23 protein-coding genes and 1 pseudogene are annotated in these 26,133 nt (G+C 40.6%); 4 read left to right on the top strand and 20 right to left on the bottom strand.

The features are described from left to right. Window positions 1-25 precede the first annotated feature (25 nt). On the top strand, window positions 26-235 hold the full coding sequence (locus tag ACWIX0_RS02990) for a hypothetical protein (protein WP_454171824.1): 210 nt from the start codon (window positions 26-28) through the stop codon (window positions 233-235). Window positions 236-841: 606 nt separating this feature from the next. On the opposite strand, the gene ACWIX0_RS02985 is transcribed toward ACWIX0_RS02990, so the two are convergent. The 11 genes and pseudogenes from ACWIX0_RS02985 to ACWIX0_RS02935 form a co-directional block, all read right to left on the bottom strand. After that, window positions 842-2,857: an ABC transporter ATP-binding protein gene (locus ACWIX0_RS02985; RefSeq protein ID WP_454171822.1), complete on the bottom strand. Its 2,016-nt coding sequence runs from the start codon at window positions 2,855-2,857 to the stop codon at window positions 842-844. 64 nt (window positions 2,858-2,921) lie between these two features. Continuing rightward, a pseudogene (locus ACWIX0_RS02980) lies at window positions 2,922-3,062 on the bottom strand (DNA methyltransferase); the annotation flags it as partial. 8 nt (window positions 3,063-3,070) lie between these two features. Then, window positions 3,071-3,271 carry a hypothetical protein gene (locus tag ACWIX0_RS02975; RefSeq protein ID WP_454171820.1) on the bottom strand — a complete coding sequence of 67 codons (201 nt, stop codon included), beginning with the start codon at window positions 3,269-3,271 and terminating at the stop codon, window positions 3,071-3,073. Further along, window positions 3,268-4,032 (bottom strand): DUF3883 domain-containing protein, encoded by a 765-nt coding sequence (locus ACWIX0_RS02970; RefSeq protein WP_454171818.1) that lies wholly within the window; start codon window positions 4,030-4,032, stop codon window positions 3,268-3,270. Before ACWIX0_RS02970 ends, ACWIX0_RS02975 begins: the two co-directional genes overlap by 4 nt. Then, window positions 4,029-4,985, bottom strand: coding sequence for a DNA (cytosine-5-)-methyltransferase (gene dcm / locus ACWIX0_RS02965; protein WP_454171816.1), 957 nt, complete (start codon window positions 4,983-4,985; stop codon window positions 4,029-4,031). Before dcm ends, ACWIX0_RS02970 begins: the two co-directional genes overlap by 4 nt. 33 nt (window positions 4,986-5,018) lie before the next feature. Next, window positions 5,019-5,825 (bottom strand): DNA-methyltransferase, encoded by an 807-nt coding sequence (locus ACWIX0_RS02960; RefSeq protein WP_454171888.1) that lies wholly within the window; start codon window positions 5,823-5,825, stop codon window positions 5,019-5,021. A 384-nt stretch (window positions 5,826-6,209) separates the two neighbouring features. Then, the gene (nikC, locus tag ACWIX0_RS02955) at window positions 6,210-7,130 is read right to left on the bottom strand and encodes a nickel ABC transporter permease subunit NikC (protein WP_454171814.1); all 921 of its coding nucleotides are present in this window, start codon (window positions 7,128-7,130) and stop codon (window positions 6,210-6,212) included. A 1-nt stretch (window position 7,131) separates the two neighbouring features. After that, window positions 7,132-8,529: a DNA double-strand break repair nuclease NurA gene (locus ACWIX0_RS02950; protein ID WP_454170245.1), complete on the bottom strand. Its 1,398-nt coding sequence runs from the start codon at window positions 8,527-8,529 to the stop codon at window positions 7,132-7,134. 11 nt (window positions 8,530-8,540) lie between these two features. Further along, entirely contained in the window at window positions 8,541-10,439 is a 1,899-nt protein-coding gene (locus tag ACWIX0_RS02945) for an ATP-binding protein (RefSeq protein WP_454170247.1), read from the bottom strand. A 2-nt stretch (window positions 10,440-10,441) separates the two neighbouring features. After that, a complete protein-coding gene (locus ACWIX0_RS02940) occupies window positions 10,442-11,650 on the bottom strand; it encodes a DNA methyltransferase (protein WP_454170249.1) in 1,209 nt (402 codons plus the stop codon). Between the two features lie 110 nt (window positions 11,651-11,760). Continuing rightward, window positions 11,761-12,693: an ABC transporter permease subunit gene (locus ACWIX0_RS02935; RefSeq protein WP_454171813.1), complete on the bottom strand. Its 933-nt coding sequence runs from the start codon at window positions 12,691-12,693 to the stop codon at window positions 11,761-11,763. 208 nt (window positions 12,694-12,901) lie between these two features. Here ACWIX0_RS02935 and ACWIX0_RS02930 point away from each other — a divergent pair, with 208 nt between their 5' ends. Further along, complete coding sequence (locus ACWIX0_RS02930) at window positions 12,902-13,447, top strand: hypothetical protein (RefSeq protein ID WP_454171811.1); 546 nt, start codon at window positions 12,902-12,904, stop codon at window positions 13,445-13,447. Between the two features lie 33 nt (window positions 13,448-13,480). Here the strand turns inward: ACWIX0_RS02930 and ACWIX0_RS02925 are convergent, their stop codons facing one another. Together ACWIX0_RS02925 and ACWIX0_RS02920 are read right to left on the bottom strand one after the other, a co-directional pair. Further along, entirely contained in the window at window positions 13,481-14,023 is a 543-nt protein-coding gene (locus tag ACWIX0_RS02925) for a restriction endonuclease (protein WP_454171809.1), read from the bottom strand. Beyond that, entirely contained in the window at window positions 14,020-14,955 is a 936-nt protein-coding gene (locus tag ACWIX0_RS02920; protein WP_454171808.1) for an SAM-dependent methyltransferase, read from the bottom strand. The genes ACWIX0_RS02925 and ACWIX0_RS02920 overlap by 4 nt, the downstream gene beginning before the upstream one ends. A gap of 92 nt (window positions 14,956-15,047) precedes the next feature. On the opposite strand from ACWIX0_RS02920, the gene ACWIX0_RS02915 reads away from it, so the two are divergent. Beyond that, on the top strand, window positions 15,048-16,808 hold the full coding sequence (locus ACWIX0_RS02915; RefSeq protein WP_454171806.1) for an Eco57I restriction-modification methylase domain-containing protein: 1,761 nt from the start codon (window positions 15,048-15,050) through the stop codon (window positions 16,806-16,808). Here the strand turns inward: ACWIX0_RS02915 and ACWIX0_RS02910 are convergent. Then, window positions 16,800-17,024: a hypothetical protein gene (locus ACWIX0_RS02910; RefSeq protein ID WP_454171804.1), complete on the bottom strand. Its 225-nt coding sequence runs from the start codon at window positions 17,022-17,024 to the stop codon at window positions 16,800-16,802. The genes ACWIX0_RS02915 and ACWIX0_RS02910 overlap by 9 nt on opposite strands. Between ACWIX0_RS02910 and ACWIX0_RS02905 the strand changes: the two genes are divergently transcribed. Next, window positions 17,002-17,646, top strand: coding sequence for a hypothetical protein (locus ACWIX0_RS02905; RefSeq protein ID WP_454171803.1), 645 nt, complete (start codon window positions 17,002-17,004; stop codon window positions 17,644-17,646). The two genes, ACWIX0_RS02910 and ACWIX0_RS02905, sit on opposite strands and share 23 nt — an antisense overlap. 90 nt (window positions 17,647-17,736) lie before the next feature. Here the strand turns inward: ACWIX0_RS02905 and ACWIX0_RS02900 are convergent, their stop codons facing one another. The 6 genes from ACWIX0_RS02900 to ileS all read right to left on the bottom strand — a co-directional run bounded on the left by ACWIX0_RS02900 (window position 17,737) and on the right by ileS (window position 25,914). Then, window positions 17,737-18,339, bottom strand: coding sequence for an HAD-IB family hydrolase (locus ACWIX0_RS02900; RefSeq protein WP_454171801.1), 603 nt, complete (start codon window positions 18,337-18,339; stop codon window positions 17,737-17,739). 93 nt (window positions 18,340-18,432) lie between these two features. Next, window positions 18,433-19,689 (bottom strand): hypothetical protein, encoded by a 1,257-nt coding sequence (locus ACWIX0_RS02895; RefSeq protein ID WP_454171800.1) that lies wholly within the window; start codon window positions 19,687-19,689, stop codon window positions 18,433-18,435. Window positions 19,690-19,771: 82 nt separating this feature from the next. Continuing rightward, complete coding sequence (locus ACWIX0_RS02890) at window positions 19,772-20,281, bottom strand: restriction endonuclease (RefSeq protein WP_454171798.1); 510 nt, start codon at window positions 20,279-20,281, stop codon at window positions 19,772-19,774. Window positions 20,282-20,290: 9 nt separating this feature from the next. Continuing rightward, window positions 20,291-22,126, bottom strand: a complete 1,836-nt coding sequence (locus ACWIX0_RS02885) for a saccharopine dehydrogenase family protein (protein WP_454171797.1) — start codon at window positions 22,124-22,126, stop codon at window positions 20,291-20,293. A 123-nt stretch (window positions 22,127-22,249) separates the two neighbouring features. Then, the gene (hisH, locus tag ACWIX0_RS02880) at window positions 22,250-23,002 is read right to left on the bottom strand and encodes an imidazole glycerol phosphate synthase subunit HisH (RefSeq protein ID WP_454171795.1); all 753 of its coding nucleotides are present in this window, start codon (window positions 23,000-23,002) and stop codon (window positions 22,250-22,252) included. A gap of 77 nt (window positions 23,003-23,079) precedes the next feature. After that, window positions 23,080-25,914 carry an isoleucine--tRNA ligase gene (gene ileS / locus ACWIX0_RS02875; protein WP_454171793.1) on the bottom strand — a complete coding sequence of 945 codons (2,835 nt, stop codon included), beginning with the start codon at window positions 25,912-25,914 and terminating at the stop codon, window positions 23,080-23,082. Between the last annotated feature and the right edge of the window lie 219 nt (window positions 25,915-26,133).

Genomic DNA, 26,133 nt, shown 5'->3' with positions numbered 1-26,133 from the left:
TTTACGAAATGAGATTCTGCGAGTTTTGCGCCAAATCACAGAATCTGCGTTTATGTTGTCATTGCGAGATTCTAGGCTTTTGTCAAAAAGGCTAGAATCGTGGCGATATATCGCTACAAAATGTCAAAACACGCTTTTGACAAACACTAATAAAAAGATTACCACGCAAATGCTACTTTTGACAAAGTCGCTTTTGCTAGCAATGACGACAACGCTTGTCATACTAAGCGAGTGAAACGAGCGAAGTATCTAAAAATACGCAATAAATAGAGATATTTCGGTTTTGGCAAAACCTCAATGTAAAATATGACAAATTTTTGCAATTTTTACCGCTCTAATATCTAAAATTCTTGCAAAGCTACGAGCGTAAGCGAAGTAGAAAATAATTTAAGAATCGCTCACAAATTTCGTCTCTAACATTCTTGAACGAATAATATACTTGTTTTTCATCGTGTGCATCATACTCTAAGCCACATTTTAATTACTTAATGTGGATTTGAGTATTGTTTAATATATCATCTTCCTTTGCGTTTATATTATTAAGTAATCTATAAATTTCCTCAAAAACCTTTGTCATTTCGCTTAATTTTTCTCCGCATTATTGCCACAATAAGTGTAAATATGAGTTATTGAAAAATTGCTCTATGTGGTCTTGTTTTGGTGTCATTTCAAACTCCTTAGTTTTCTGCCAAAATCAAAAATTCTAGCATTATACCAACGCCACACAAATCCAATATTATATTAACCCAATCCGCATTCAATGCAAAGCGCGCCACAAAATCGCCCTGCATAGTTCGCGTTTATTGCCATTTTTTGCGTATGGATTCGCATTTGCTAAACCTTAACCGTGCGTAGCACTAAAATCCACAATCCTATCTAGCTCCGCTCCAAAATCACTGCTAAATGGCTCATCTCCGCGCGCTTCCTCCACTATCTCGCCATTTTGCATTATGTAGATTCGCTCACACCACCTCCGCGCTAGCTCCACGCTATGCGTGATAAGCAAAATCCCCAAACCCATTTTACTTTGCCATTCTTGCAAAATCCCCAAAATCTCGCGCTCAAGCGCAAAATCTAGCCCAGAGGTTACCTCATCTAAAAGCACATATTTTGGGCGCACGAGCAACGCCCTAGCAAGGCAAAATCTGCTCGCCTGCCCACCAGAGAGCATAGCGGGGTAATAATCTAGCAGGCGAGATTCTAGACGCAATCGCGCTAGCAGGGGCAAAATCCTCTCTTCTTGCTCGCGCGCTTCATACACGCCTAGCAAGTTTTGCAATGGCTCGCTTAAGCTCTCCCGCAGTGTTAATCGCGGATTTAGCGAGCTTATAGGGTCTTGAAACAAAATTTGGACTTGCTTATAAAACTTCTTTTGCGCGCTAGGATTTGCTAAGACTTTAGATTCTACGCGCTCGCCATTGAGGTAGATTCCCGCGTGCAAATGCGTAGTTGCGTGTGTGTGTGAATCCATATTTCCCCCCTCCCTTGCGGAGGGGGCTAGGGGGTGGGTATATTTTTGATTTATTTTTTTTGCAGTGCTTTGTGTTTCATTTTTTGTGCGAGATTTCGCGCCATATTGCCCCTCGCTATCTTTGCACATTCTAGAATCTACATTATCCACACTCTCTAACACACTTAGCACCCGCGCTAGCGTGGATTTGCCAGAGCCACTAGCTCCAAGCAATGCCACACACTCGCCCGCTCCCACGCGTAACGACACATTGCTAAGCACGCGTTTTTGTCGCTTACCAAAGAGCGTATAGCGGGCGTAAGATTTGCTTACATTATGCGCGATGAGGGCATTTTGTGAGATTTTGGATTTTGTTGTCATTGCGAGATTTTGCGTAGCAAAATCGTGGCAATCTATTTTCTTGTTGTCATATTGAGCGAAGCGAAATATCTCTTTATTGCGAGAAGTTGTCTTGGATACTTCGGCTAAAGCCTCAGTATGACAAAAATCCTTGCCATTTTCGCTAAAATCCTTCGAGTAAGAATCTACAATTCTAGTATTTTTGCTTCGCTCCGCTCGCAACCCGTTGGGTGCGGTGTGGCTGTGTAAGTTTTTTGGATTTTTTGGAATGTTAGCGGACTGCTCGTCCGTGCATTCCGAAAAATCCAAAATCTTATCGCATTGCATACCCAAAGACGAATTGCCTATTTCATAGACTTTATCTGCCATCATCTCCACCACCCGCCTATCGTGGCTTATCAGCAAAATCCCAAGCCCCCTGCTCGCCTGCAAATCCCTCAAAAGTCGCAAAATCTTATCCTCCACCACCATATCCAAATCCGTAGTCGCCTCATCAGCGATGAAGAATCTTGCCCCGCTAAGCAGTGCTATGGCTATCATCACGCGCTGGAGCATTCCCCCGCTTAGCTCAAAGCCGTAGTTGTCTAGCACGCTAGATTGTAGCCCCACTTCGCGCAGTGTCGCCTCTACTTTGTCTTGCAAAAATGGCTTATGAAACGCGCATAGCGACTCAGCAATATGGCTTTTCATCGATAGTAGCGGGTTAAAGCAGGTGCGCGGATTTTGCAAGATAGTGGCGATGAGTTTGCCTCGATTTGCGCGGATTTCGCTTTTGTCTAAGATTTTGCCATTTAGCACCACTTCGCCACTTAAGCGCGTGAGATTGCTAGGGAGCGCGTCTTGGAGGGCAAGCGCGGACAAACTTTTGCCACTGCCACTTTTCCCCATAAGCGCGGTCGTGCGCCCTGCGATGATTTCAAAGCCCACATTTTCAAGCAAAATCTTATCGCCATTGGCAATGGTAAGATTGCGCAACTCAAGTGTGCTTGCGTTAGTCGTGCTTTGTGTCAAATCCTGTATAGCGTAAGATTTTACAGATTCTCTCATTTTTTGCCTTTAAATTTTAAAACTGCTTCACTTGCCACAATACTCAAAATGATTTTGAAAAATCCTAAATAATTTTGCGTAAAGAGGCTTTATGATTGCCGAGCTTTTCCTCTATCACGGATTTATAATGCGGATAGATTTCATAGCCCACAAAGTTGCGTTTTAGCTCTTTTGCGACTTTCAAAGTCGTCCCGCTCCCTGCAAACATTGCATTTATCTTTTCTCTACGCTAATATCATTTGACACATTTTTAGATTCGATAAAGTGCTGATACGAATCTAGTGGCATTATGTCAATGCGATAGACTTTTTCGCCCCGTAAGCTCTCTTGCTTCTCAACCACCACGCTATCAAAGCCTAAATTTTCTAGCTTTTCTAGCGTGGCTAACTCACCTTGTTTTAGTTTCAATCTCATACTGCCAAACTCCCCACCAAATGATATTCTTTGATTGTTTTTTGGTGCAAAATCTTTTCAGTAAATTCTAGCGATTCAAGCGGATTTAGAATGCTTTTAAATTGTGGAGAGTTTTGCAGATTCATAACCGCCACAAGCAAATAGCAATCACTAAATTCTTTTGCCTTTTCAAATTCATTTTGCGTTAGTCTTATACCACCGCTAGATTCTCGTATTCCCTTTACCTCGCACAAAAACTCATTTTTGCTAGTCTCCACAAAAAAGTCATAGCCATCGCCATAGAGCCTAGCGTCTGTGATTTTGCCATTTTGTAAAATCTCAATTTCATTAAAATTATGCAAAAAATATAGCTCCGCTTCAAGCCCTGTGCTTTGCATTTTTTTAAATTTAGATTCAAGCAACGGGCTTACTTTGTGGGCTAATTCAATGCGATATTCCTTTTTTAACATAAGTTTTATGATATTTGCAAATCCAGCGACATTTTCATCGCCAAAAAGAGAATCAATCAAATGTTTGCGGTGGATATAGGCATCACCCTTTTGCCACCAGCCTTTGCGCGGATTTTGCGGGAAAAAATAATCAAACAAATCCATTCGATTTTTTACCACACTTGCGGTTTTTACAATGCCATTATCCACGAAAAAATTAAAAAATTCTGTCTTTGTTTTGCACCCAAATTCTTTGATAAAATCATTATCAAACTTTGCAAGTCCATAGCCTAGCAAGTTTAGCAATTCATAATTTTCGTGCTTTTGGCTCATAATTTGTCTCTCTTTGCTTTTTTATTAAAATCAATGCGCTTCACCAAAGGCAAGGTAATCGAATTTCCTGCTTGAATGTAGAGCTTTGAATCTGACAAATTGGGGAGTTTGAAAGATTTTGGGTAGCCTTGAAAATTAAAACATTCGCGCGGGGTTAGTTTGCGAATCCCAAAATCATCTTTAATGATTGGCACATTATGCCCACCTGTGCCCATATTTGCAGTCAGCGTGGGGCAAAGATTTGATTTGTTTTCACGCACATAGATTCGGCGGAGCTGATAAATCGTATCTTTTTTTACCACCGCTTCTTTAAGCCACGCGTAATACTGACTTTTTGGCGTATAGTAAAATTTGTCATCTTGTTTTTTGCAATCAATGCAATTATGAATGGTTTTTGTGAGTTTGATAGGCTTTGGAAAAGCAAATTTAGCATACTTTGGCACTTGGGCTTTATCAAACGCCACGATAAAGATTCGCTCTCTGTTTTGTGGGATATTTGCGTGAGTAGCGGAGTTTAGCACTTCATCATAGATTGCATAGCCCAAATTTTGCAACGCTGTTTTGATAGTGGCAAAAGTCTGCCCTTTGTCGTGGTTTTTTAGGTTTTTGACATTTTCTAAAAAGATTACTTTTGGCTTGTGCTTTTTAGCGATTTTTTCAACTTCAAAAAACAGCGTCCCACGCGAATCAGCAAAGCCTTTTTGATACCCAGCCACGCTAAATGCTTGACAAGGAAACCCAGCGCACAACATATCAAAATCTTGTGGAATCGCGCGTTGTGTGCAATCTTGCGTAATGTCGCCAAAAAGCGGCGTAGTGGGGAAATTTAGCGCGTAAGTTTGTTGCGCGTTTTTGTCAATCTCACTTGCAAACACACATTGCGTTTTATCACTTTGTGCTAATGCAAAATGAAATCCACCCACACCTGCAAATAAATCGATATATTGTTTCAATACTTCGCCTTTGCTATTAAAATCAAACTGTGATTATAGCAAAGTTTGACTTTGGGTTGTTTGGTAATTTTTATCGTCTAACGCTACTTCCAATCCACAATCCAAATACTCCCCGTTTGCCTCACAGCCGATAAACTCTCGCCCTAATTCCTGCGCTACAAGGCTAGTAATGCCCGTGCCACTAAATAAATCTAACACCAAATCGCCCTCTTTGCTTGAAGCCTTTATCATTCGCTCTATCATTTCGCGGGGCTTTGGGGTTGGGTGATTTTGTTTGACTACTTTGCCATTGATTTTGTTTTTGTGCCGTGTGCTTACGATTTCCCACACATCAGGGCAGAGCTTGCCATTTGGATTTGGATACCACCTTTTGCCGTTTTTTAGGATTCCCTTTTTGCTTGCGTGCTCTATGCGTTGCGTAGAATGATATGGCACACGAATACTCTCGCAATCAAAATAGTAATTTTTCGCGCTCATCGTATAAAATAAAATGCTCTCTTGATTGCTATTATATCGCCTCTTACTCGCACTTAGCCCGTCTTTTTTATGCCAGCAGATGAAGTTTTGAAAATGTGCCTTGCCCCGCAAATAATGCAAAAATAGCGCGCAATTATAAGGTGTGTTAAAAATATAAAAACTGCCTGTGGGCTTTAGCTTTGGCAAAAGCGCGTCTATCCACGCATAGCTAAAATCTAAAAACGCACTTTGACTTGCGAAAGTATCCCAGCTAGCGACTTTCAAATTATAAGGTGGGTCGATGATAGCCAAATCCACGCAAGATTTTGGCAAAGAATCTAAAAAGTCAAACACATCGCCCAAAAATATCTTTCTCAAAGGCAAATTTTTGTCGTGTTTGATTGATTTAGAGATAGTTTTTGTCATTTCCTGCCTTGCTACACTGCACTTTATAAAGTTGATTTTCTCGCAAAATGTAGATTATACCAAAGTAAAATCTATATGCCAAGAATGTGGATTGCCACAAATCTGCTTCGCTACTCTTTGTAGATTCTCGCAATGACAAATCAAGGGTATTTTAAGCAAAATCATCGCCCTAGATTCTACACTGTGTAATTACAATCGAAGAAGTTGCGGTATGGCTGTGTAAGTTTTTTGGACTTTTTGGAATGCACGGACACCAAGTCTGCTAACATTCCGAAAAATCCAAAATCTTATCGCATTGCATATCCAAATACAAATTGCCTCAACCAACAATAAGCACAACGCCTAATGCCCATACACATTCACATCAAGATAGTCTCTCAAACTATCCCCCACGACATTGCATACTGCCACGCACACAAAAAGTGCTAGCCCGGGGTAAAGTAGCAACTCAGGGTTGCTCCACATATACTCCTTTGCCTCGCTTAGCATTACGCCCCATTCTGCCTGTGGGGCTTGCACGCCTAAGCCCAAAAACGAAAGCCCCGCAATGTGAAGCATAAAATGCCCTATATCCATTGTGGCGAGGACTAGGCATTGGCTAAATATGGGGGTTAGCATATTGCGCTTGTAGCTTTGAGTCGCGCTCGCGCCATACACGCGAGAGAGCAGGACATATTCTTTGGATTTTAGGCTTAGCACCAGAGCGCGGACGATTCGCGCATACCACGCCCAATGCGTAAGCGCGATGGCGATGATGACATTTGCTAGCCCCGCGCCCAAAATAGTGATAAAGAGTAGCGATAAAATCGCCGTTGGCATACTGAGGAATATATCGCAGATGCGCATTATGGCGTTATCTATGCGCCCGCCTACAAAGCCCGCTAGAGAGCCTATGCCTATGCCAAGTGCCAACACAAGCGCGAGGATAAGCGCGACAGAGCAGAGCGAGAGCCTCGCGCCATAAATAAGCCTCGTGTAAATATCGCGCCCCAAATAATCCGTGCCTAAAATATGCGCGCTTGAAGCGGGGGCTAAAATCGCGTCTAAATCCATAGCCTCAGGGGCATAAGGCGTAAAAAATGGCAAGATAAGCGCGCACGCGATAATGACTATAAGCGCGAAGAGGGCGCATCTGCCAAGTAGGGATAATCTTTTTATGGATTTTGGGTGCGTGGGGTTTGGGGTTTTTTTGTGGAGGTTTGTGGGGGTTTTGTAGGGGCGTGAAACTACGGTAGATTTTGTGGTGGGTTGGTGGGTTGCCATATTATTTCACCCTATCCTTTGAAAAGATTGTTAGGATTTTCTTGCTTGGGACATTTGAAATTGAGACAAGTTTATTTATGAGCGCGATAGGCACAAATGCCATAGGTGTAGCGTTTTGATATAAATCACATTTTAGTCTAAAAAGAATTTCAAGGATACTTTTTAGTGAGAGAAAATCTGTAATTTTTGGATTGTTTATGTAGTCTTTGTATAAAGTATCTAGCCCAAAAGGCACAGCAACATCAAGCACAAAAGAGAGATTTTCATCGCCTCTTATTAGCATTTTTATCCCAAAGTAAGTATTTTCGCCAAATACAGATTGATTATCGCCTGTGATAAATCGTTTGATATAGGCAAGATTTGGTAGCACGATACTATTTTTAGTGATTTTAGATTCGGTGTTTTTTAGGTGCTCGACAAACATTCCGCTTTTATCTAACCCAACAAAGTTTATATAGCTTACTTTTTCGCTTAACGATTTTTCATACATAAACTGCATAAATGGGCGAATCACCTTAAAGGCAAAATCATCTAATTTGCTAAAAAGGGCTAAAGGTCCATCTTTAATAAATAAAATCTCGCTTAAAATCTTTTGGCTATTGTTTTCCATAAAAAAGCGAAACATACCAAGCAATAGCACCATTTCAAAAGCACTCATTATATATGAGGCGATTCCACCAGCACCATTTATCTCATCTACCACATCGTGAAGTTGAAAGCAATCTGTGATATAAGCGGTATGTCCGCAACTACATTGAATAAAATCATTTTTCTCATCTAAATAATTATCCGTTTGTCTTTTAAAGTGCAACATTTCGCCACAACGATTCGGGCAAACTATATTCATTACACCATTTTTATCGCTATATTCTCTAAAAACAAGCCATTTCATTGTATTAAGGAGTGAATTTTTGGAGTCCCCGTCTTTATCGCCAAGCTGATTGTCCCTAAAAATCTCAAAAATAGCTTTTCGCACACTTGTTTTAAAATCATAGCCTTTGAGTTTGATATTTTGCATAGGCACGACAAAAGAAAACATTCTAGGTTCTTTTAGTTTGCCCAAATCATCAGGGTTTATGGTTTGTTGATTTTCTAGTTTGAATAAATCTTCTGTTTTAAACGACAGAATGCCGACATTATAAAAACAAAGCGTATGTGAGGGAAAATTTTTATTGATATTGACTTCTTGGTAGCCACCATCAGCAGTTACAATCCATTTTATATCAACATTAACCTTGTCTTTAATGTCATCTAATGGCGTTATTTTGCCCTCATAGTCTGCTTCTATCGTATCATCATAGCCCACTTTTTCACATTTTTGCAAAAAATCTTGCACGAGTTCATTTTGAATAATGTGTTGATGTCCGCTTTTTGAGGCTTTTTCTTTACTATATCCCATACTTAAAGCCTTTAAATTTTAAACTCATCAATTTGCACAGGGATAATGAAATTATTAGAAAAAAGTTTCACTCGCGCAAAGCCCACATCGCTATTGCGGATAATGCTTTGTGCAAAGTCAGCAAAATCATAATATTTTTCTAGCGTTTTTACCTCATCTTTGTTGTTTAAGTGTGAGATAAACCAATTTTGGGTGTTTTTAAGGATACTTGGAGCGATAGAGCTAACTTCTTGTGTAGAGTAGCTAATGCCAATTTTTAGTTTCGCCCCCTCTTTGGCAAGGCGGTTATAGATATTTTTTAAATCCTTGTCATCTTTGGGAAAAATATTGTGCGCTTCCTCAAAATACATTTGGATAAAATCAGGGGTTTCCTCATTAGTAAATTTTTCCATAGAATTGCCAAAGATATAGCGACACAGTCGCTCAATGTATTTTTCTTGTGTTTCACTTGAGGCGGTGGATAAGTCTACAAGCACGATTTTGCCATTTCTTAGTGCTTTATCAATTTCTTGTTTGTAGTCATTACCGCCCTGCAAAGAATGCAAAGTCCTTAAATCTATTAACGCCCTATATCCACTCACGCTTTTAGCTTTAAATACCTTTAATAAAGCCTCGTATTGTTTATCCTGTTTGTATTTATCACTTACCTCATTAAAATCTAGATTCTCAAAATACGCACAAGCCTCTTTTATGCTTATGCCATCGTGAGGTTTATGTTCTTCTTTGTCTTGCTTATCTCTAGCAGAATCTTGCAAAGTAAATCTATAAAACCTTATCTTATAATCAGCGTTTTGCTCAAATCTTGCCATATATAAGATACATTTATATATCGCTCTTTTTCTATCTCTAGCACTTTTTGCCTCTCTATCATCGCTATCATCAAACATATCAATACTTCTAAAATCCTTAAAATAATCTGCTGTTTTGATTAGCGCAAGTTCATCACACAGCAAATTAAACGATTCCTCCAAAGTCTCATCTTTGTAGAAATTATATTGCACGGCTTTGACATCGCTATGTTGTTGTGCTTTTTTGAGCGAAGTGCTAAAACGCACAACATTGTCCTTAAATTTCTCATAAATCGAACCTTTATCCTGCTCATTGCTAAAAGTGTATTCGCCGTTTATGTCAAAGACAATTTGTCCTATTTTATCATCAGCACTTTTGTTTTGATTTAGAGATTCTATGGCTGAAATGATGATTTTAATAGTATTAGATTTTCCCATTCTAGTCATTCCAAAAAATGCGCTACGCCTTGCAATTATATCATTTGTCCTAAGATAGACTTGTGGGGCGTATTTGCCCTCCTCATCATAAGACTTGCTAGATGAGTAGCGCAGTTTGCCAAATTGTTCTCGTGGCTCATTTTCTTTTATCTCAATATTTTCGTTGATGATAATATTTAGCTCGTTTTTCTGTGGTTTATAGACTTTGTAATTATGCGCTCCTATGAAATTTTCCATATCTGTGCCAAAACAAAGTTTTTTATCGCTATCAAAGAAAAATGTCCCAAGCACACGACAACTAAGCCCATTCCACTGATAAAAAACCTTTGTGTAAGCATCTGGTTCAATGTCTCTTTTGGATTCTTTTTTAGAGATATGTGCATCAGTAATGCTCTCGATAATTTCCTTTTTTTGTGGAATGTCTGCTACGCCTATCACGCGGAGCAAAATCCCCTCTGTTTTACCACCAGCGACTTCATTAGTATAAATTGCCACCAAAAAACAGCCGTGCGGGACACCACTAACATCATTTTTAAAATAGTCATTGACTAAAACATTTGTCGTGTCGTAGTTTAAATCATACAAATACCCCACGAAATTTTCATCATTTTTGATTGCTTCAAAAAATTGCTCTTTTGTCTTGGCAATTTCTTTTTTATGCGCTTCATCAAATAAATTTTGCATTTTTACTCCTTTTGTAGCCACAAGATTCTATCGATTTTGGTGGCTTTACCCTTTTTTTGTCCCCATATTCGCGTAACTTTCCTTGCACCATTGCATTCTATATCATCATCTATAATTTGCCTTAGTTTCAGCTTACAACCACCATTTTGCACTATATATTCCCAAGTATCACGCGCAAGGTTTTGCTCCTCAACATCGCCAATCACTACAAACGCGCTAGATTTTGGCTTTAAGATTGTGTCCCAACTATTAAAGAGGTTTTGCATATATGTGGCATATTTTTCAAAGGGCAAATTATCCTTTATACCTTTGATTTTTTGTGTTTTGTGATAAATGCTGACATTGCTATCAACTTGCTTTGTATCCTCATCAAGTAACCAAAGCCTAATCCAATTATACTTGCCATAATGGATATTTTTCAAATATGGTGGCGAAGTAATGATAAGCGAGATAGAATCTGCACCATATTTTTTGGCAATTTTAGCACTGCTATCAAGCGCGTCAGATTTTAAACAATGCCCCTTTGTGTAGTGTGATAAATCTTTTAATGCTGTTTCTTGCTCTTGCAAAATATCTTTGATTCGTTGCGCTAAAAGTGCAAAAACATTTTGCTTTGGTTTTGTAAGTTTGTGAGATTTGATAAAATTTCGCACATAATTTGGCGACATACTAAAAGTATTTGGCATATCAATACTGCAATAAATCGAAGTCCCATCTTTTCTATGTTTGCCGTGCATAAGTCCTGTTAAGATTCCTAAAATAAAATTATCCACTTTGTGCTTTTTGCTAAGATTTTGCTTTAAAAACACAAGCTGAGGTAAAGTCGTTTTTTCATCATAGAGCATTTTAATATCGCTTGAAATGCCCTTAATGCTTATATTTGATTGCTTATATTGTGTTTCAAGTTCTTGTAGTCTTTTAAAAATGTTTTGCTTTTTTGCAGGGATATTCACTTTGCTTTTTGTAAGGCATACGGCAAGCGGGTTTAAATCATTGCCGATTCCCACTCTACCCATTCTGCACGCTTCAAAAGCCGTAGTCCCTCGCCCAGAAAATGGGTCAAACACCAAATCCCCCGCTTTTGAAAATCTCTTTATGAAATAATGTGGCAAATTTGGTGGAAACATTGCCAAATACGCAGTCATTTGATGAATCTTAGAAAATTCCCTATACGAATGCTGTTTGTAGTCTTGTGAATCTAGGGTTACCACGCAAATATCCCCTTGTCCTTAGGTTTGAAGGTTGATTGTGGATTATATCATAAAGTTTAACGATATGACTGCCTTTCATAATTTATATCCATATTGCTTTTTACCTGCATTCACGCCCTGCTTAGCCTCCTATCCACCGCCATATACACAATGTCTATCACCGCGTTGCACACGACAAATACCGCGCTCATCACCACGAAAAAGCACTCGATTACGGGATAGTCGTTGCTAGCGATTGCCTGTATGGCGTATAGCCCTATTCCGGGTAGGGCATAGATATTTTCTACCACCAACGCCGCGCCCAAAAGCTCGCCTAAGTGCATTCCCATAGCCGTGATGATGGGCAATGAAGCGTTATAAAATATATGCTTTACCGTGATTTCGCGCTCGGGGATTCCACGCAAGCGCGCATAGAGGATATGTCGCTCCTTAGCCACTTCGAGCATATTTGCACGCACTAGGCGCGTGTTTATGGCAAGCGACATTAGCGAGATACTTATCGCAGGCAGGATAAAGCCTTTTGCCCCCTCCTCTAGCCCAAGCGGTGCTAGCCAGCCCAAATGCAAGCTAAAAAAGAGCATTAGCAAAAACGCAAGCCAAAAATTTGGCATAGAAACCCCGATAAAGCAAAAAAACCGCACCACAAAATCTAGCGGCGTATCGGCAAATCTCGCGCTCAAAATCCCCAACACCACCGAGCCTAGCACCACGAGGGCGAGCCCTAAGCCCACAAGGACGAGCGTAACGGGCAAAAACTGCGCAAAATCGCTAGCCACGCTCCGCCCGCTCATATAGCTCGTGCCAAAATCTAGGCTAATCGCGCCTTTTAGCCACGCAATATATTGCACCAAAATGGGCTTATCTAGCCCAAAATCCGCGCGCAACTGCGCGGTAATCTCCGGCGTGGGCGGGAGCTGTGAAGCTAGCAAGTAGCTTGCCACAGGGTCGCTCCCGCAAGTCCGCAGTAGCACAAACACCACAAACGAGGTAACAAGCACGATAAGCGGGATAGATAAAAGTCGCAGGGCGATGAGTTTTTTCATTTGCAGTCGTCCTTATTAAATTATGTTGCGTTGATTTTATGTGATTTCGTGCTTTTGTAGGCATAATCTTATTATCACAAAATAAACATTGTGTTTGTCTCGCATTTTTTTAGTGCGCATTATGGTATAATCCCCGCTTACAAATCACGCATACAAATGCGCGTAATTTGCCGTTTTTGCTGTAATTTTCAATGTTTAAGGATTACTTTTGAGTGCGACAGATAATTTCTACTTTCTAAAAAACAACCTTTTTACGCAATACGCCTTGCGCGTGGATTTTGTGCGCGATTTCCCCGCGCTAAAAGATGATGCGCTACAATCTTTCACACAAATCACAGAACTCTATGACGCGCAAAAATTTGCCAACCAAAACGAACATCAATTTGAAGATAGCTTTATCGCCAAAGTCGCGCAGATTTTGGGTTATCATTTTATCCGCCAAGAAGAGAAAATCATTCAAGGCAAGTTAGAAAAGCCAGATTTTTTGCTCTTTGCCACGAGCGCGGACAAAAAAGCGTATGAGTCTCTCCCAAAAGACTCGCGCAAAGCCACAAACGCTCATATCGCGCTCATCTTAGAATCAAAAGCCTACAATATCCCCATAGACACGGGCAAAATCAAAGACAATCCGCATTTCCAAATCCTGCGCTATCTCAACACTCTTAAATTAGATTTTGGTTTGCTTACCAACGGCAAATTATGGCGATTTTATGATAATTCCACGCTTTCAAGCCAAAATTTTTATAAAAATTAGAAAGTCTTACAAACACCATAAAATAGACGAAATTTACCCAAAAATCTCCCTTAATTGCCACTCAAAATCCTCCAATGGCTCTAAATCTTTGAGGCTTAATGTGAGTTTGAAATTTGCAAGATTGTGCGGATTCATCGCTACGATTTGCTTTTGTTTGTCGCCCACATTGAGATAAAATTTGCGTGTTTTGTGATTGTAGATTTTTTCACCACTCACGATTTTAAAAAACGCCGCTTTCGCGCTTAGCCCTATGCAAATGATATACTTGCAGTTGTAGTTTGGATTTATGCCGTTAAATTGAAATGTGTCGTTTTTGAGCCCTTTTCGTGCGGTTTTGATTTCGATTTTTGTGCCATCCATTAGGCAAATGTCAAACTCATCGTGTATCACTTCACCAAAATCTTGCATTTCTATGCCTAGATTTTCAAACACCATTTTGACAAATTTTTCGCCCACTTGCCCCACTGCGTTTGCTTCAAAATCATTGATTTTTTCAAAAATCCCGTTTTGTTTAAAATGCGCAATTTCGTTATATTTTTCCTCAATCAAATTTTTTAAAATCTCATTTAAATTCATCTCATAAACCCCTTATCTGCCAAAAGCTGAAAAATATGCGACTTGCCAATATGGTAGCAACCATTTGTCGCCTTTGTGGAGTAGCGCAACCAATCAGCGTTTTTAAAAAGTCTATCTAACTCATTTTTGCGAGATAAATCATTATAAATAATGGCTATTCCGCTTTTATATTTGACTTTTTCAAAGCTATCTACCACCGCATTTTCTTTGAAAAAAGTCGAGCTAAGATAAAAATCTGCTTTTTTATTAAAAATCCACTCTTTGCCACATTCTCGGTTCTTTGCTAGGCTTACCGTTACCACGCGCAGAATCTCGCTAAATGGCTCTTTGCCACTATCTTTATACCAGCTAAATTCACGCTTTTGTGTTTTGTGATTTTTGCTATAAATTTGAAAGCAACAATGCACATCAGCGTCTTTGCCCTGCGGGGTATAAAAGCTATTTTTTGGCAAGGTTTCTTCATAAAGTAAATGCAGATTTTGTGGCACGCGGTAGCGAATCGAGCCTTTACCCAAACTTTGAAAAAACATAGGCAAAATAAACGCCACAAAATCCGCATTTTGCGCGTGTTTGATAAATTCTAACGCTAGCACTCCGCGATGCCCAAAAGGTGGATTACCGATAACGATAAAAGGCGTATTTGGATTATTTGGCAAATTGTATGCTAAAAAATCGCTTTGTATCGTGTCAAAATCAGTAGGCTTTATGTCAATGCCGATTTTATTGTGTGGGAGTAGTGTGAAAAACGCGCCATTACCCACACTTGGCTCAATGAAAGTAAATTTAGACAAATCCTCTTTTGTCCCCACGATTTCGCAAAATTTTTCAAACAGCTTTTTGGCAATTTCAGGTTTTGTGAAATATTCATCAAATTTATTTTTGACATTATTTTTCATCAAATTGCCGTTGGTGTATTTGAAAATTTTTGTCATTTATGAAAGCCTTTTTTAAATATGTTCAAAACATAGCGCAATAAAATTTGTTGATAAAAATCCGCAAATTATACGATAAATTTACAAATTTTATGCTTAAAGCACAATCCTATTTAGATTTCGCCAAATTTGACAAAATAAGCTCCGAGCTCGACAAACTTTATAACGAGATTGATTCGCTCAAAGACACTTCTGAATCTGAAGTCGCCGAGTCTAAACGCATTTATCATAATGAGATTTTGCCTACACTTAATAAGCTCAATCTCTACCTCAACTTTTTCACCGCACAAAAATTCGCCACGCACTCCCAAGCCAAAGCATTCTCCACGCTAGATTCGCTAGAAAATCTTGTAAGCGAGGCGCAGGGCGACTACAAAGACGCCGCAGATTTCACCCGCGCAAAGGCAAAAGAATTTGCCTTTTTCAACTACGAAATCGAGTTCCCCGAGATTCGCAATGGTAAATTTAATGGCTTTCAAGCCATCGTAGGCAATCCGCCGTGGGACAAAACAAAATTTAGCGATAATGACTTTTTCCCGCAATTCAAAAGCGACTATCGCACTTTAATTTTAAGTAAAAAGCGGGAGTTTAAAACAAATCAACTTGATAAAAATTATATTGCCAGAGAATATGAACAAAAAGAACTTTTTTCGCAAACAATCAACGAATATTATAAGGATAATTATCCATTAAGTAGAGGTTGTAGCGATTTGAATCTCTTTCGTTTCTTTGTCGAGCGCAATTTAGCCCTTTTAGCACCAAAGGCTTCTCTAAACTATGTCCTACCAAGTGCGCTTATGCTAGAAGATAACAGTTATAACTTGCGCAAAGAGATTTTGACAAACTACACACTAAACCTTTTTTATACCTTTGAAAATAGAGAGGGGATTTTTAATGATGTGGATTCACGCTACAAATTCGCGCTTATGCAGGTGGCTAACGCTCCCACGCCCAAAAATCACACCATACAAACAATGTTTTATAAAACAAATATTGATGAGATTTATAAACGCGAAAATGTGATAAGGCTAGATTTAGCGCAGATTCGCGCATTAAGCCCCGCGCATTTGGCATTGCAAGAAGTGCGAAGTAAGAGAGATTTAGAGATTTTAGGCAAGGCTTACGGCAAATTTGCTCCGCTTGATTCGCGTTATTTGGATTTTCGCAATGAGTTGCATATGACGGCGGATAAGGATTTATTTATCGAAGCGGATTGCTTACCCCCGCATTATCGCATATTTTCTCATACTCACAAATTGTCTTATCATACCGACTCCCCACTTTGTCATACTGAGGGTGAAGCCCGAAGTATCTCAAACACAAAACAACAAGAGAGATATTTCGCTAACGCTCAATATGACAAAGAAAATTCCCCCTCCCTTGCGAATTTTATACCCCACCCTAAATCCCTCCCGCAAGGGGAGGGACTTGCCTTGTCTTCCCCCTCCCTTGCGCGTGGCGATTCCAAACATTCCCACTCCCTTGCGGAGTTGTCGCCCTTTGATTCCCCCTCCCTTGCGGAGGGGGCTAGGGGGTGGGTGTCATTGCGAGAATCGCAACGCGATTCGTGGCAATCTGCACAATATTTGCCCCTTTTTGAAGGCAAAATGATTCACCAATTTAACGCAGAATTTAGTCCGCCAAACTACTTTTTAGACAAAGACGCCTTTGATAATCGCCTAAAAAGCAAAGAAATCTACCGCTTAAAGCAAGATTTAGGCATTGATAATAAAGAATACACGCGACTTGTAGAATCGCTTTATAAGTCCGCTTGTCATTCTGAGCGAAGCGAAGAATCTCAAATGTCGCACAAAAATAGAGATATTTTGGCTTTTTTCAAAGCCTCAATATGACAAAGAAAATTCCCCCTCCCTTGCGAATTTTATACCCCACCCTAAGTCCCTCCCGCAAGGGGAGGGACTTGCCTTTTCTTCCCCCTCCCTTGCGGAGGGGGACAAAGGGGGTGGGTATAAATCCGCCAAAGATTCCAAAAATACCAAATTTTCAAATAACAAATCTACCCACCCTCTGCACCACCCTAACGCAATGGAGGGGGCTAATATTGCCACCTTTGAATCTACATTGATACAATTTGACAGAGCCTACTTTCGGCTAGGATTTAGAGACATTGCTAGGGATACAGATGAGCGAACGAGCATTTTTAGCCTTTTGCCCAAAAATATAGGCGGTGGAAACACGCTTTCGACGCATATTCCAAAAACTTACATTCTAGATTCAGGACAGATTCGCACAAACAATATAAGCCACACACGAATTTGTTTTATGTTAGGAATCTTAAATTCTCTCATTGTAGATTTTATATTTAGGGGAATGGTGCAAATTCATTTAAATAAAACTTATATCAAGCGAATCCCACTGCCACAGCCAAGCGATGAGCAAATCAAAAACGATGAAACCTACGCCTTTATCGCAAGAAGCGCGCTAATATTGCAACTCTACAACGACAGCGCGGGGCATTTCGCAGAGTTAGCAAACGAATTTGGCGTCCAAAAAAGTGAAATCCCACAAACGCAAAAACTCTATGACACGCTAAAAGCACGGCTAGACATAAAGGTAGCCAAACTCTACGGGCTAGATTTGAGCGACTTTTGCCACATACTAGAATCTTTCAAAGTTTTGCACTCCAAACAACCCGCCTATATCGCCTTGCTAAAATCCATATGGGAGTAAAATGCGTATCATTGCAAGCATTGCTAAAACTTGCTAAGAATTGCAAAATTTTTGCCAAAGAAATTACCACGCGCAAAATTCACACAAAATCTACTTAAAATATTTATAAAATCTATGCGCTTCATCGCTTGCAAGCCCTAGCATTTCTTTGTCCCCTCTGCTATCGCCATAGACATAGATTTCGCCATATTTGCTTAAATCATATTTTTGCCTTATGCGCTCCACTTTTTGCGCTCCATAGCAGTTTTTGCTTGCAAATCTCCCGCTTAAAAATCCGCTTTTTACCTCTAGCTTTGTAGCGATACACCCTACCCCTAGCTTCTCACATAGCACCCCTAGATACTCCTCAAAGCTCGCACTCACCACCACGACTATATCTCCGCGCTTTTTATGCCACTCTATGCGAGCTAGCGCAGAATCTTTGCAGATAGATTCTAGCTTAGGGAGGAAGTCTAAGCAATGCTGTCTAAAATCACTCGCAGAGATTTTTGCGAAAAATTTCGCGCTCAAAGCCTGTTTTGCCTGCGTGTTTGAGATAAGCCCTAGCGCGTAGCCTAGCAAAATATGCACTCGACTAGCCACACCCAAAAATAGCCTTTTTCGCCCGACAATATGCGCGACAAAGAGCCATAGGCTATCGCCACTGCTTATCGTCCCATCAAAATCAAAAAACGCAATATTTTGCCCTGACATTTTGTCCTCTATTTGTTTTGGTTTTTTTGGTTTTTATTGTGCTATGTTTTTTGTATTTTGCTTTTTTAGTCGCGCATTATGAGCATTATCACGCTATTTTTTGTCATCATTTGGATTATCTGGGTCATAGATTTTGTGTGTTTTACTCGGGCGGATTTTATTGTCTAGCTCGCGCATATCAAATGTCTTGCCATCATTGCTCACACTTAAAATCTGCTTTTTGAAGTCATAAGCGTTATTTGCTTCATTATAAGTGCCGCCCGTGATTTTAGCTAGATTTTGCAAAAATTCTGTATTTGCCTTTTGGGTTTTTAGCGAAGCAAATGGTTTTAGCGCGAAAATGTGAATCTTCACGCGATTAGGCGCATTTGTCTTGGAATTTTTGACAATATTTGCGTTGAGATTTTTTGTCATAGCGAGCATTTTTTCCTCTTTATGCGGGTCGTCCGCTCCGCCATTTGTGATGAGATAAACTTCCTTTTTTAGCCCATTGTCTTTGGTAAAATTTTTCATCGCCTCTATAAGCGCGACATTTACTATGTTGTCTTTAGAGTCTATGCTTTTTGCGCTATATAGCGCGTTTGTAAGGCTAGGTGCGTCATAAAATGTCCCCAAATCCGCCACACGAATATACGAAAAAGTGATAAGCGAAATCTTTGCAAATCCCCTATCATTGCTTGGGTTATTTTGGCTATTTTGATCGCTATTGTTTTCGCTACTCTCGCCGAAAATATGCTTTGAGAAAAATGGCGCGATGTCGATAAGCGCGTCTATGTAGCGCGACATAGATTTATTTACATTTAGGGCGATGGCGACTTCTTTGCGTGGGTGCTTGCTTAGATTTATACCAAAATCACCATTTGTGAAATTTATAAGCGTAAAACTCTGCTTCTCACAAATAGCTTTGACTTCAAGTGTGCCTTTTATTTCGTTGCTTTTGCCCTGCGTATGAGGCGTGTCAAAATCCCCGCCTTTTATCGCGTAAGAGATTTTCCTATCAGGGCTTAAGTAGAGATTTTGCGCATTATTATTTTGCTTATTATCAAATGGTGTGTTATCAAAAATCCCGCCGTGTAGCACAACGCCATTAAAAGCAATCGTGCGAGATTTTGTATTTGCATATTGCGAAGCATCAATAACGCTTTTATCACTCGCATTTATAATGCCTTTTGGCAATGCTTTTTGCAAAGCGATTTCGCCACCGCTACAATCCGCACCCAAAATCAACGCACGCAAGGCTTTGTCAATATATGCGTCATTTATTGTGCTATCATCGATTGGTGCGGGTGGTTGCGCCCACATAATAGAAACAAAAGCGCATATAAGCGCGATTTTTGCTAAAAGATTCATTTTGAGAAGCCTCCATATTGTTTTGTGTGAAATTATACTAGAGGATTTTTATAATCTTTGATTTGTGTGATGCTATAAATCATTACTTTTTATACGCAATAACTAGATATTCCATCTCATTTTCCTCGACAAATTTTTTCACGCCATAATCGATATTTTCACAGCTCGTTACAAACACACGGCGAATAGTTTTGTTGGCAAACACGCGTTGATTTTTTTCGATATAGCTCGTGCAATCCCCTAAAAAAATCCGCAACTGCTCTTGTTTTACTTGTGTGCGTTCCCAATTTTTGCACTGAATCAGCACCGCCTCATCGCCCTTGTATGCGACTAAATCAATGCCATTATCACTTTTGCCCTCTTTTAGCCCCTTAAAATACACTTTGTAGCCGTTGTTTTGGTATTCTTTGCCGATTTGGAGCTCGTATTTATCGCCTTTTTGTTTGTTTTCAAAATCTCGCTTATTGTGCCACTTAAACGCTTTTTTGTAATCGCCATTTTTATATCGTTTATGACGCCTTTTGCAAGATTTAAAGAAAAATCGCCACGACAAATATCCTACCACCGCCAAAAAGACTGATATTTCTAGCATTGTTTTTCCTTATTTTCTCCCGTCCTCTAGCACTTTTGTTTTGCCATTTGAGTCAAACTCCACCACGACATAGGGCAGTCCTTGCGTATTTAGTTCGCGCATAAAAAAGTCGGGGTCGTTTTGCTCCATATTCCATACCCCCGCGCCTTGAAATTCAGCTTTTAGCGAAAAATCGTGGAGTGCTTCGCCTCGCTTCCTCGATGGACTATTTGTCCTATCTTCGTTGCTCGACTCGCACAACCCCGATTTTTCATCTAAAATCTTAGAATTTCTCTTTTTTGATTGCAATTCCACTGCATTATCAATGCCTTGCCATTCCCCGCCTTTTGGCATATCGGCGTTAAACACAGGGGTAGAATCTACCCTAGCCCACTCCGCAAGAGAGATGGGATTAGAATCTAGATTGCCACGCTTAGCTTTCGCCTCGCTCGCAATGACGGGAGTAGATTCCGCGCTAGAATCCAAAATTCTAGCATTTGTGGTATTGCTTTGCGCAATCGCTTCGCCCTGCGAATGAGGCGCACTAGGGCGTGCGCCGCAGTGAAGCGGGGCGGAGGGATTGTGTAAATGATTACCCAAAGGCGAATTTTTCTCACACCCTATGCCCCATTTACCCTCACAGATTAGCTTCGCCCCTATCATCGCAGGCACGCCTGTGGTATAGCTCACGCCCTGTGCACCGACTTCCTCGTAGCATTTTTCGTGCTCGCAAATGTTGTAAATGTAGATTGTCCGCTCTTTGCCCTCTTTTATGCCCTTTATGTAGCAGCCGATATGCGTTTGCCCTTTGGTGCGTGGGGCGAGACTCGCTGGGTCTGGCAGGAGCGTTTTTAGCACTTCGATAGGCACGATTTTACCCCCCTTGTGCGCTACTTCATCGATGCGCAAAAGCCCGACATTCTCCAAGCATTTCATATGCGTGAGATAGGATTCGCCAAATGTCATAAAAAAGCGGATTTTGCGTAGCCCCTTGATATTACGGATTAGCGATTCTAGCTCCTCGTGGTAGAGCAAGTAGCTGTTTTTCACGCCCACGCCTAGATAATCCCACTCTTTCATAAGTGATAATGGGGCAATATCGCGCCATTGCCCGCCAAAGTAGCTTTGATTTTGCAAATCTTGCGTGTTTGATTCTAATGCGAAATGCTTTTCACTTCGCTCAAATTTGCGATAAATTTTATCCTCTTGTAAATCGGTGTTTAAAGCAAGATTCGCCTCCAAACTTGCCGAATCCACGCCATTTTTCACCCAAAATCTCCCCTTGCTACTCACCTCACGCAAGTTAATTTCAGGGTTAAAGTTTGTCGCAAACGCATATCCGTGGTCGCCTGCATTGCAGTCCAAAATATCAATGCTGTGAATCTCATCAAAATAATGCTTTTGCGCATACGCACAGAAAACATTGGTTACCCCAGGGTCAAAGCCACTGCCAAGCAACGCGAAAATCCCCGCTTCCTTGTAGCGCGTATCATAAGCCCACTGCTCTTTATACTCAAAATGCGCGCTATCTGGGTGCTCATAATTTGCCGTGTCTAAATAATGCGTGCGAGTGCGCAAGCACGCCTCCATAATCGCCAAATCTTGATAGGGCAACGCCACATTTACCACGAGTTTTGGGCGGTATTTTTCTATCAAAGCCACCACCGATTCCACGCTATCGGCATTTACCTCATCGATTTGTATCTCGCCAAAGCCCTTTGCGCGGATAGAATCCGCAATCGCTTGGCATTTGCTCAAAGTGCGCGAAGCTAATATGATTTTTGAAAAAACGCCACGATTCATCGCCATTTTATGCGCGACTACGCCACCTACGCCACCTGCTCCGATTTGCAACACACACGCCATTTTGACTCCTTTTTTATAGATTTTCCTAAAAGTTGCTTTAAGGTTTTATACAAAACGATTTTAGCAAAACTTCTTAAAGCCCTAGCAATGTGCTATCGCGCCAAAATCCACACCAAAATCCACTTAAAGATTTAAGAAATTTTGCAATATTTGCAAGCCATTTGAATGGCTTTTTTCAGGGTGAGGCTGCACGCCTAGCACATTATCTTTTGCGACAATGGAGGGAAACTTCACAGCAAGTGCCTTTTTGTCCTCATCTAGCGTGCTTTTTTCGCTCTCACCGCTACACGCGTTGTGAAACCTTTTGCTAGCCTCGCTATATTTGCACCACGCCAAAACCTCGCTTTGCTCTACATTGCTAGCGTAGTAAGAATGCACAAAATAAAGATACGCACCATTTGGTATATCTGCCAAAAGCGCGTGCTTAGAATCCTCACTTTTTGCGACATCAGCACAAAAAGCACTTCCCAAATCCTCATCACAAGAATGAGAAAAAAAGTTTTGATTCCACCCTATGTGAGGGACGCGCAAAGACTCGCCAAACCTCACTATCTCGCCACGCAAAAGCCCTAGCCCGCTATGCTCGCCAAACTCATAGCTTTTTTCAAATAACAACTGCATACCTAGACAAATCCCAAGCAAATATTTCCCACTCCTAGCAAAATCCACTATCGCGCTATCAAATCCACTTTTTTTCACTAGCTCTGCCACATCGCCAAACGCCCCAACGCCGGGCAAAATCACTTTGTCATATTCGCGCAATTTGTGCGGATTAGATTCTAGTTTGATACTTGTGCTAAGGTATGCAAACGCATTTTTCACACTGCCAAGATTCCCCGCTCCATAATCAATAAGGGCGATTTTTTGTGTTTTCATTGTTGTTGATTTTGTTTTTTGGTTTTTAGAAATGGTGATTTGTGCTAGATTTTGCCAAAAGAGCGTTTTGATAAAATCTAGCTTATGACGCTCTCACACCGCGCACATAGCCCGCCACTAGAGCTTGCCATATATCGCCAGCACCGCTCGCATTTACACTCCGCGCTTTTATGTATGGCATAAGATTTGCCATCTATTTCTAGCGAAGCGATTTTTTCTCCCTTTACTTTACATTCGCTCACTATTAGCCATTTTGCCCCCTCTTTGAAATCTCCAAAATCCCCCTCCACGCAAAGCTCTAGCCCAGATTTTACTACGGCATCTTTTTTTAGGCTATCAAGGATTTCGTTAAATTTATTACGCAATTCAAGCAATGGCGCAAAATCTATCTCCGCATTTTTATCGCTAAAAGCCTTAGCATACGCATTCAAAGGCTTTAGGCTAAAGACATCATTCACACCCAAAATCTTAGGCGCGTAAGATAATGCCTCATCTATCGTATAAGTAAGAATAGGTGCTAATATATGACATAAATGACTTAAAATCACTGCCATCACGCTCTGACTTGCCCTGCGCTCTTTAGATTCTTTGCTATCACAATACAAACTATCTTTGCACAAATCCAAGTAGATTCCGCTTAGCTCATTGCTAATAAAAAATGACAAAATCTGCATAGCAGCGATAAAATCATACTCCCTAAAATGCGCTCTAACCTCGCTAAATGTGCTAAAAGCCCTGCTTAAAATAAACCTATCTATCTGCCCTAAATCCCCCTCATCGCTAAGAGAATCCAAATCATTTACATTTGCCATAAGGAAGCGAATCGTATTGCGGATTTTTTTATACTGCTCGCTTACTTGTTTTAATATTTCAGGCGAAATCTTTTGATCATTTTGATAATCGCTTAACGCCACCCAAAGCCTTAAAATCTCGCTTCCATACTGCTTTAGCACCTCTTGAGGAAGCACCACATTTCCTAGCGATTTGCTCATTTTGCGTCCTTGCGCATCCATCGTAAATCCGTGTGTAAGCACTGCTTTATAAGGTGCATATCCATTTAGCGCACAGCTTAGCAAAAGCGAGCTTTGAAACCACCCTCTATGCTGGTCGCTCCCCTCCAAATACATATCGCTAGGATACTCCCCTGCGTCATAGATTCCGCTTTTTAGCACGGCATTCCAAGTGCTACCGCTATCAAACCACACATCTAAAATATGCTCGCATTTTTCATACTTGTGCGCGCTTGCTTTGTAGCTAGGTGGCAGTAGCTCTTCTATCTGTCGCTCCCACCACGCATCACAGCCCTCTTTTTCAAAGATTTGCGCGATAGATTCTAGCACCGCGCTATCAAGCAATGGCTCTTTGCTCTCTTTTTCGATAAAAAACGCGATAGGCACGCCCCAATCTCTTTGCCTAGAGATACACCAATCAGGGCGATTTTCTATCATCGCCTTTATGCGATTGCGCCCGCTTTCAGGGTAAAATTTTGTCTTGCTTATCGCATCTAGCGCGACTTCTCTTAATGACTTGCCATTTAAAAATGGCTTATCCATTAAGATAAACCATTGCTTTGTCGCCCGATATATCACAGGCTCGTGCGTGCGCCAGCAGTGCGGATATGAGTGGATAAATTTCGAGCTAGATATTAGATTTTCCCCTAGCAAAGAGAGTAACTTATCATTTGCCTTAAATATATGTAGTCCTATAAATTCATCTACCACTTCGCTAGGCAAAAGCCCAAACTCCCGCAAAGATTCATCATAGCAGCCTCTATCATCAACAGGCATTAAAATCTGCTCGGGATTGTATGCTTCTAGCGCGGATTCTCTCCCATATCTTAGCCACAAAAAATAGTCATCTTCGCCGTGCCCAGGTGCAGTATGCACTAGCCCACTTCCCCCCTCCATAAGCACATGCTCACCTAGCAAAAGCACGGATTTTCGCGCATTTAGCGGGTTTATCGCTTCGCAATATTCAATCTCTTTTGCAGGGATTTCGCGCAAAATCTCGCCCTTTGTCAAGCCTTTTTCCACAAGCGATTCTAGCAGAGGTTTTGCCAAAATAAACCCCTCATTTGTGATGACATAGATTTCGTTTGGGTTTAGGGCGATTGCTTGATTTGCCACAAGCGTCCAAGGCGTAGTAGTCCATATCACCGCTTTTATCACGCCTTTTTGCCCGCTTTTAGATTCTATGCTAGATTCTAGCGATTCTAGCCCTAGTTTGCGTTTAGATTCTGCGCTCAAAGCAAATCCTACAAAAATACTAAAATCCTCTTTGTCTTTATATTCCACCTCCGCTTCTGCTAGTGCGCTTCTAGCTGCCCAGCTCCAAAATATCGGCTTAGAGCGGGTGGAGAGTAGCCCCTTTTTTGCCACCTCACAAAGCGTGCGATAGATATTTGCCTCAAATGCAAAATCCATAGTCTTGTATGGATTTTCAAAATCCCCTATTACGCCCATTTGCCGAAATTCGCTTGATTGAATCGCTAGATATTTAGCTGCGTGCTCTCTACAAAGAGAGCGGATTTTAGATTTTGGCAAGCTATCTTTTTTTGCCCTCCCTTGCTCATCTTTGCCTAGTGATTTTTCTACTTGCTGCTCGATAGGCAGTCCGTGGCAGTCCCAGCCCGGTGTGTAGCGCACACTTTGCCCATCAAAAAAATGCGTCTTTATGACAATGTCTTTTAGGATTTTATTTAGGGCGTGTCCTATGTGGAGATTGCCATTTGCATAAGGCGGACCATCGTGCAGGGTAAAGGGTTTTTTAGTAGGATTTTGGTTGCTAGATATTTTTTTGTAAGCGGTGGAGTTTTTTTGCCATTTTTCATAGATTTTTGGCTCATTTTGTGGGAGATTCCCTCTCATAGGAAAATCACTCTTTGGAAGCAATAAAGTGTCTTTATAGTCCATTTTTGTCCTTTGTTAAGTCCTTTTTGTCGCGCTAAATCACAACGCAGAGAAAAAAATCAAAAACGCTATTGTAACCAAAAAATGCTTTTTTAGCCCCCATAAAAACAGCAAATCTTATTTTGCCACCCTTTTTTGCGCCTATCATAAATCCATAAATTTTGTAAGATTTTTTACAAATTCAAAATATTTACTTTAAAGTTAAGCAAATTTTAAAAAAGG

This window comes from Helicobacter sp. T3_23-1059, assembly GCF_053654515.1.
Note: the sequence above shows the minus strand (reverse complement) of the source record. Positions and strands in the feature narration are given on the sequence as shown.

Excerpts from the sequence above, each read along its gene's own strand:
- ACWIX0_RS02985 (WP_454171822.1), bottom strand. The coding sequence starts at position 2,857 with ATGAGAGAATCTGTAAAATCTTACGCTATACAGGATTTGACACAAAGC.
- ACWIX0_RS02975 (WP_454171820.1), bottom strand. The coding sequence starts at position 3,271 with ATGAGATTGAAACTAAAACAAGGTGAGTTAGCCACGCTAGAAAAGCTA.
- ACWIX0_RS02970 (WP_454171818.1), bottom strand. The coding sequence starts at position 4,032 with ATGAGCCAAAAGCACGAAAATTATGAATTGCTAAACTTGCTAGGCTAT.
- nikC (WP_454171814.1), bottom strand. The coding sequence starts at position 7,130 with ATGGCAACCCACCAACCCACCACAAAATCTACCGTAGTTTCACGCCCC.
- ACWIX0_RS02950 (WP_454170245.1), bottom strand. The coding sequence starts at position 8,529 with ATGGGATATAGTAAAGAAAAAGCCTCAAAAAGCGGACATCAACACATT.
- ACWIX0_RS02945 (WP_454170247.1), bottom strand. The coding sequence starts at position 10,439 with ATGCAAAATTTATTTGATGAAGCGCATAAAAAAGAAATTGCCAAGACA.
- ACWIX0_RS02935 (WP_454171813.1), bottom strand. The coding sequence starts at position 12,693 with ATGAAAAAACTCATCGCCCTGCGACTTTTATCTATCCCGCTTATCGTG.
- ACWIX0_RS02925 (WP_454171809.1), bottom strand. The coding sequence starts at position 14,023 with ATGAATTTAAATGAGATTTTAAAAAATTTGATTGAGGAAAAATATAAC.
- ACWIX0_RS02920 (WP_454171808.1), bottom strand. The coding sequence starts at position 14,955 with ATGACAAAAATTTTCAAATACACCAACGGCAATTTGATGAAAAATAAT.
- ACWIX0_RS02915 (WP_454171806.1), top strand. The coding sequence starts at position 15,048 with ATGCTTAAAGCACAATCCTATTTAGATTTCGCCAAATTTGACAAAATA.
- ACWIX0_RS02905 (WP_454171803.1), top strand. The coding sequence starts at position 17,002 with ATGGAGGGGGCTAATATTGCCACCTTTGAATCTACATTGATACAATTT.
- ACWIX0_RS02900 (WP_454171801.1), bottom strand. The coding sequence starts at position 18,339 with ATGTCAGGGCAAAATATTGCGTTTTTTGATTTTGATGGGACGATAAGC.
- ACWIX0_RS02895 (WP_454171800.1), bottom strand. The coding sequence starts at position 19,689 with ATGAATCTTTTAGCAAAAATCGCGCTTATATGCGCTTTTGTTTCTATT.
- ACWIX0_RS02890 (WP_454171798.1), bottom strand. The coding sequence starts at position 20,281 with ATGCTAGAAATATCAGTCTTTTTGGCGGTGGTAGGATATTTGTCGTGG.
- ACWIX0_RS02885 (WP_454171797.1), bottom strand. The coding sequence starts at position 22,126 with ATGGCGTGTGTGTTGCAAATCGGAGCAGGTGGCGTAGGTGGCGTAGTC.
- hisH (WP_454171795.1), bottom strand. The coding sequence starts at position 23,002 with ATGAAAACACAAAAAATCGCCCTTATTGATTATGGAGCGGGGAATCTT.
- ileS (WP_454171793.1), bottom strand. The coding sequence starts at position 25,914 with ATGGACTATAAAGACACTTTATTGCTTCCAAAGAGTGATTTTCCTATG.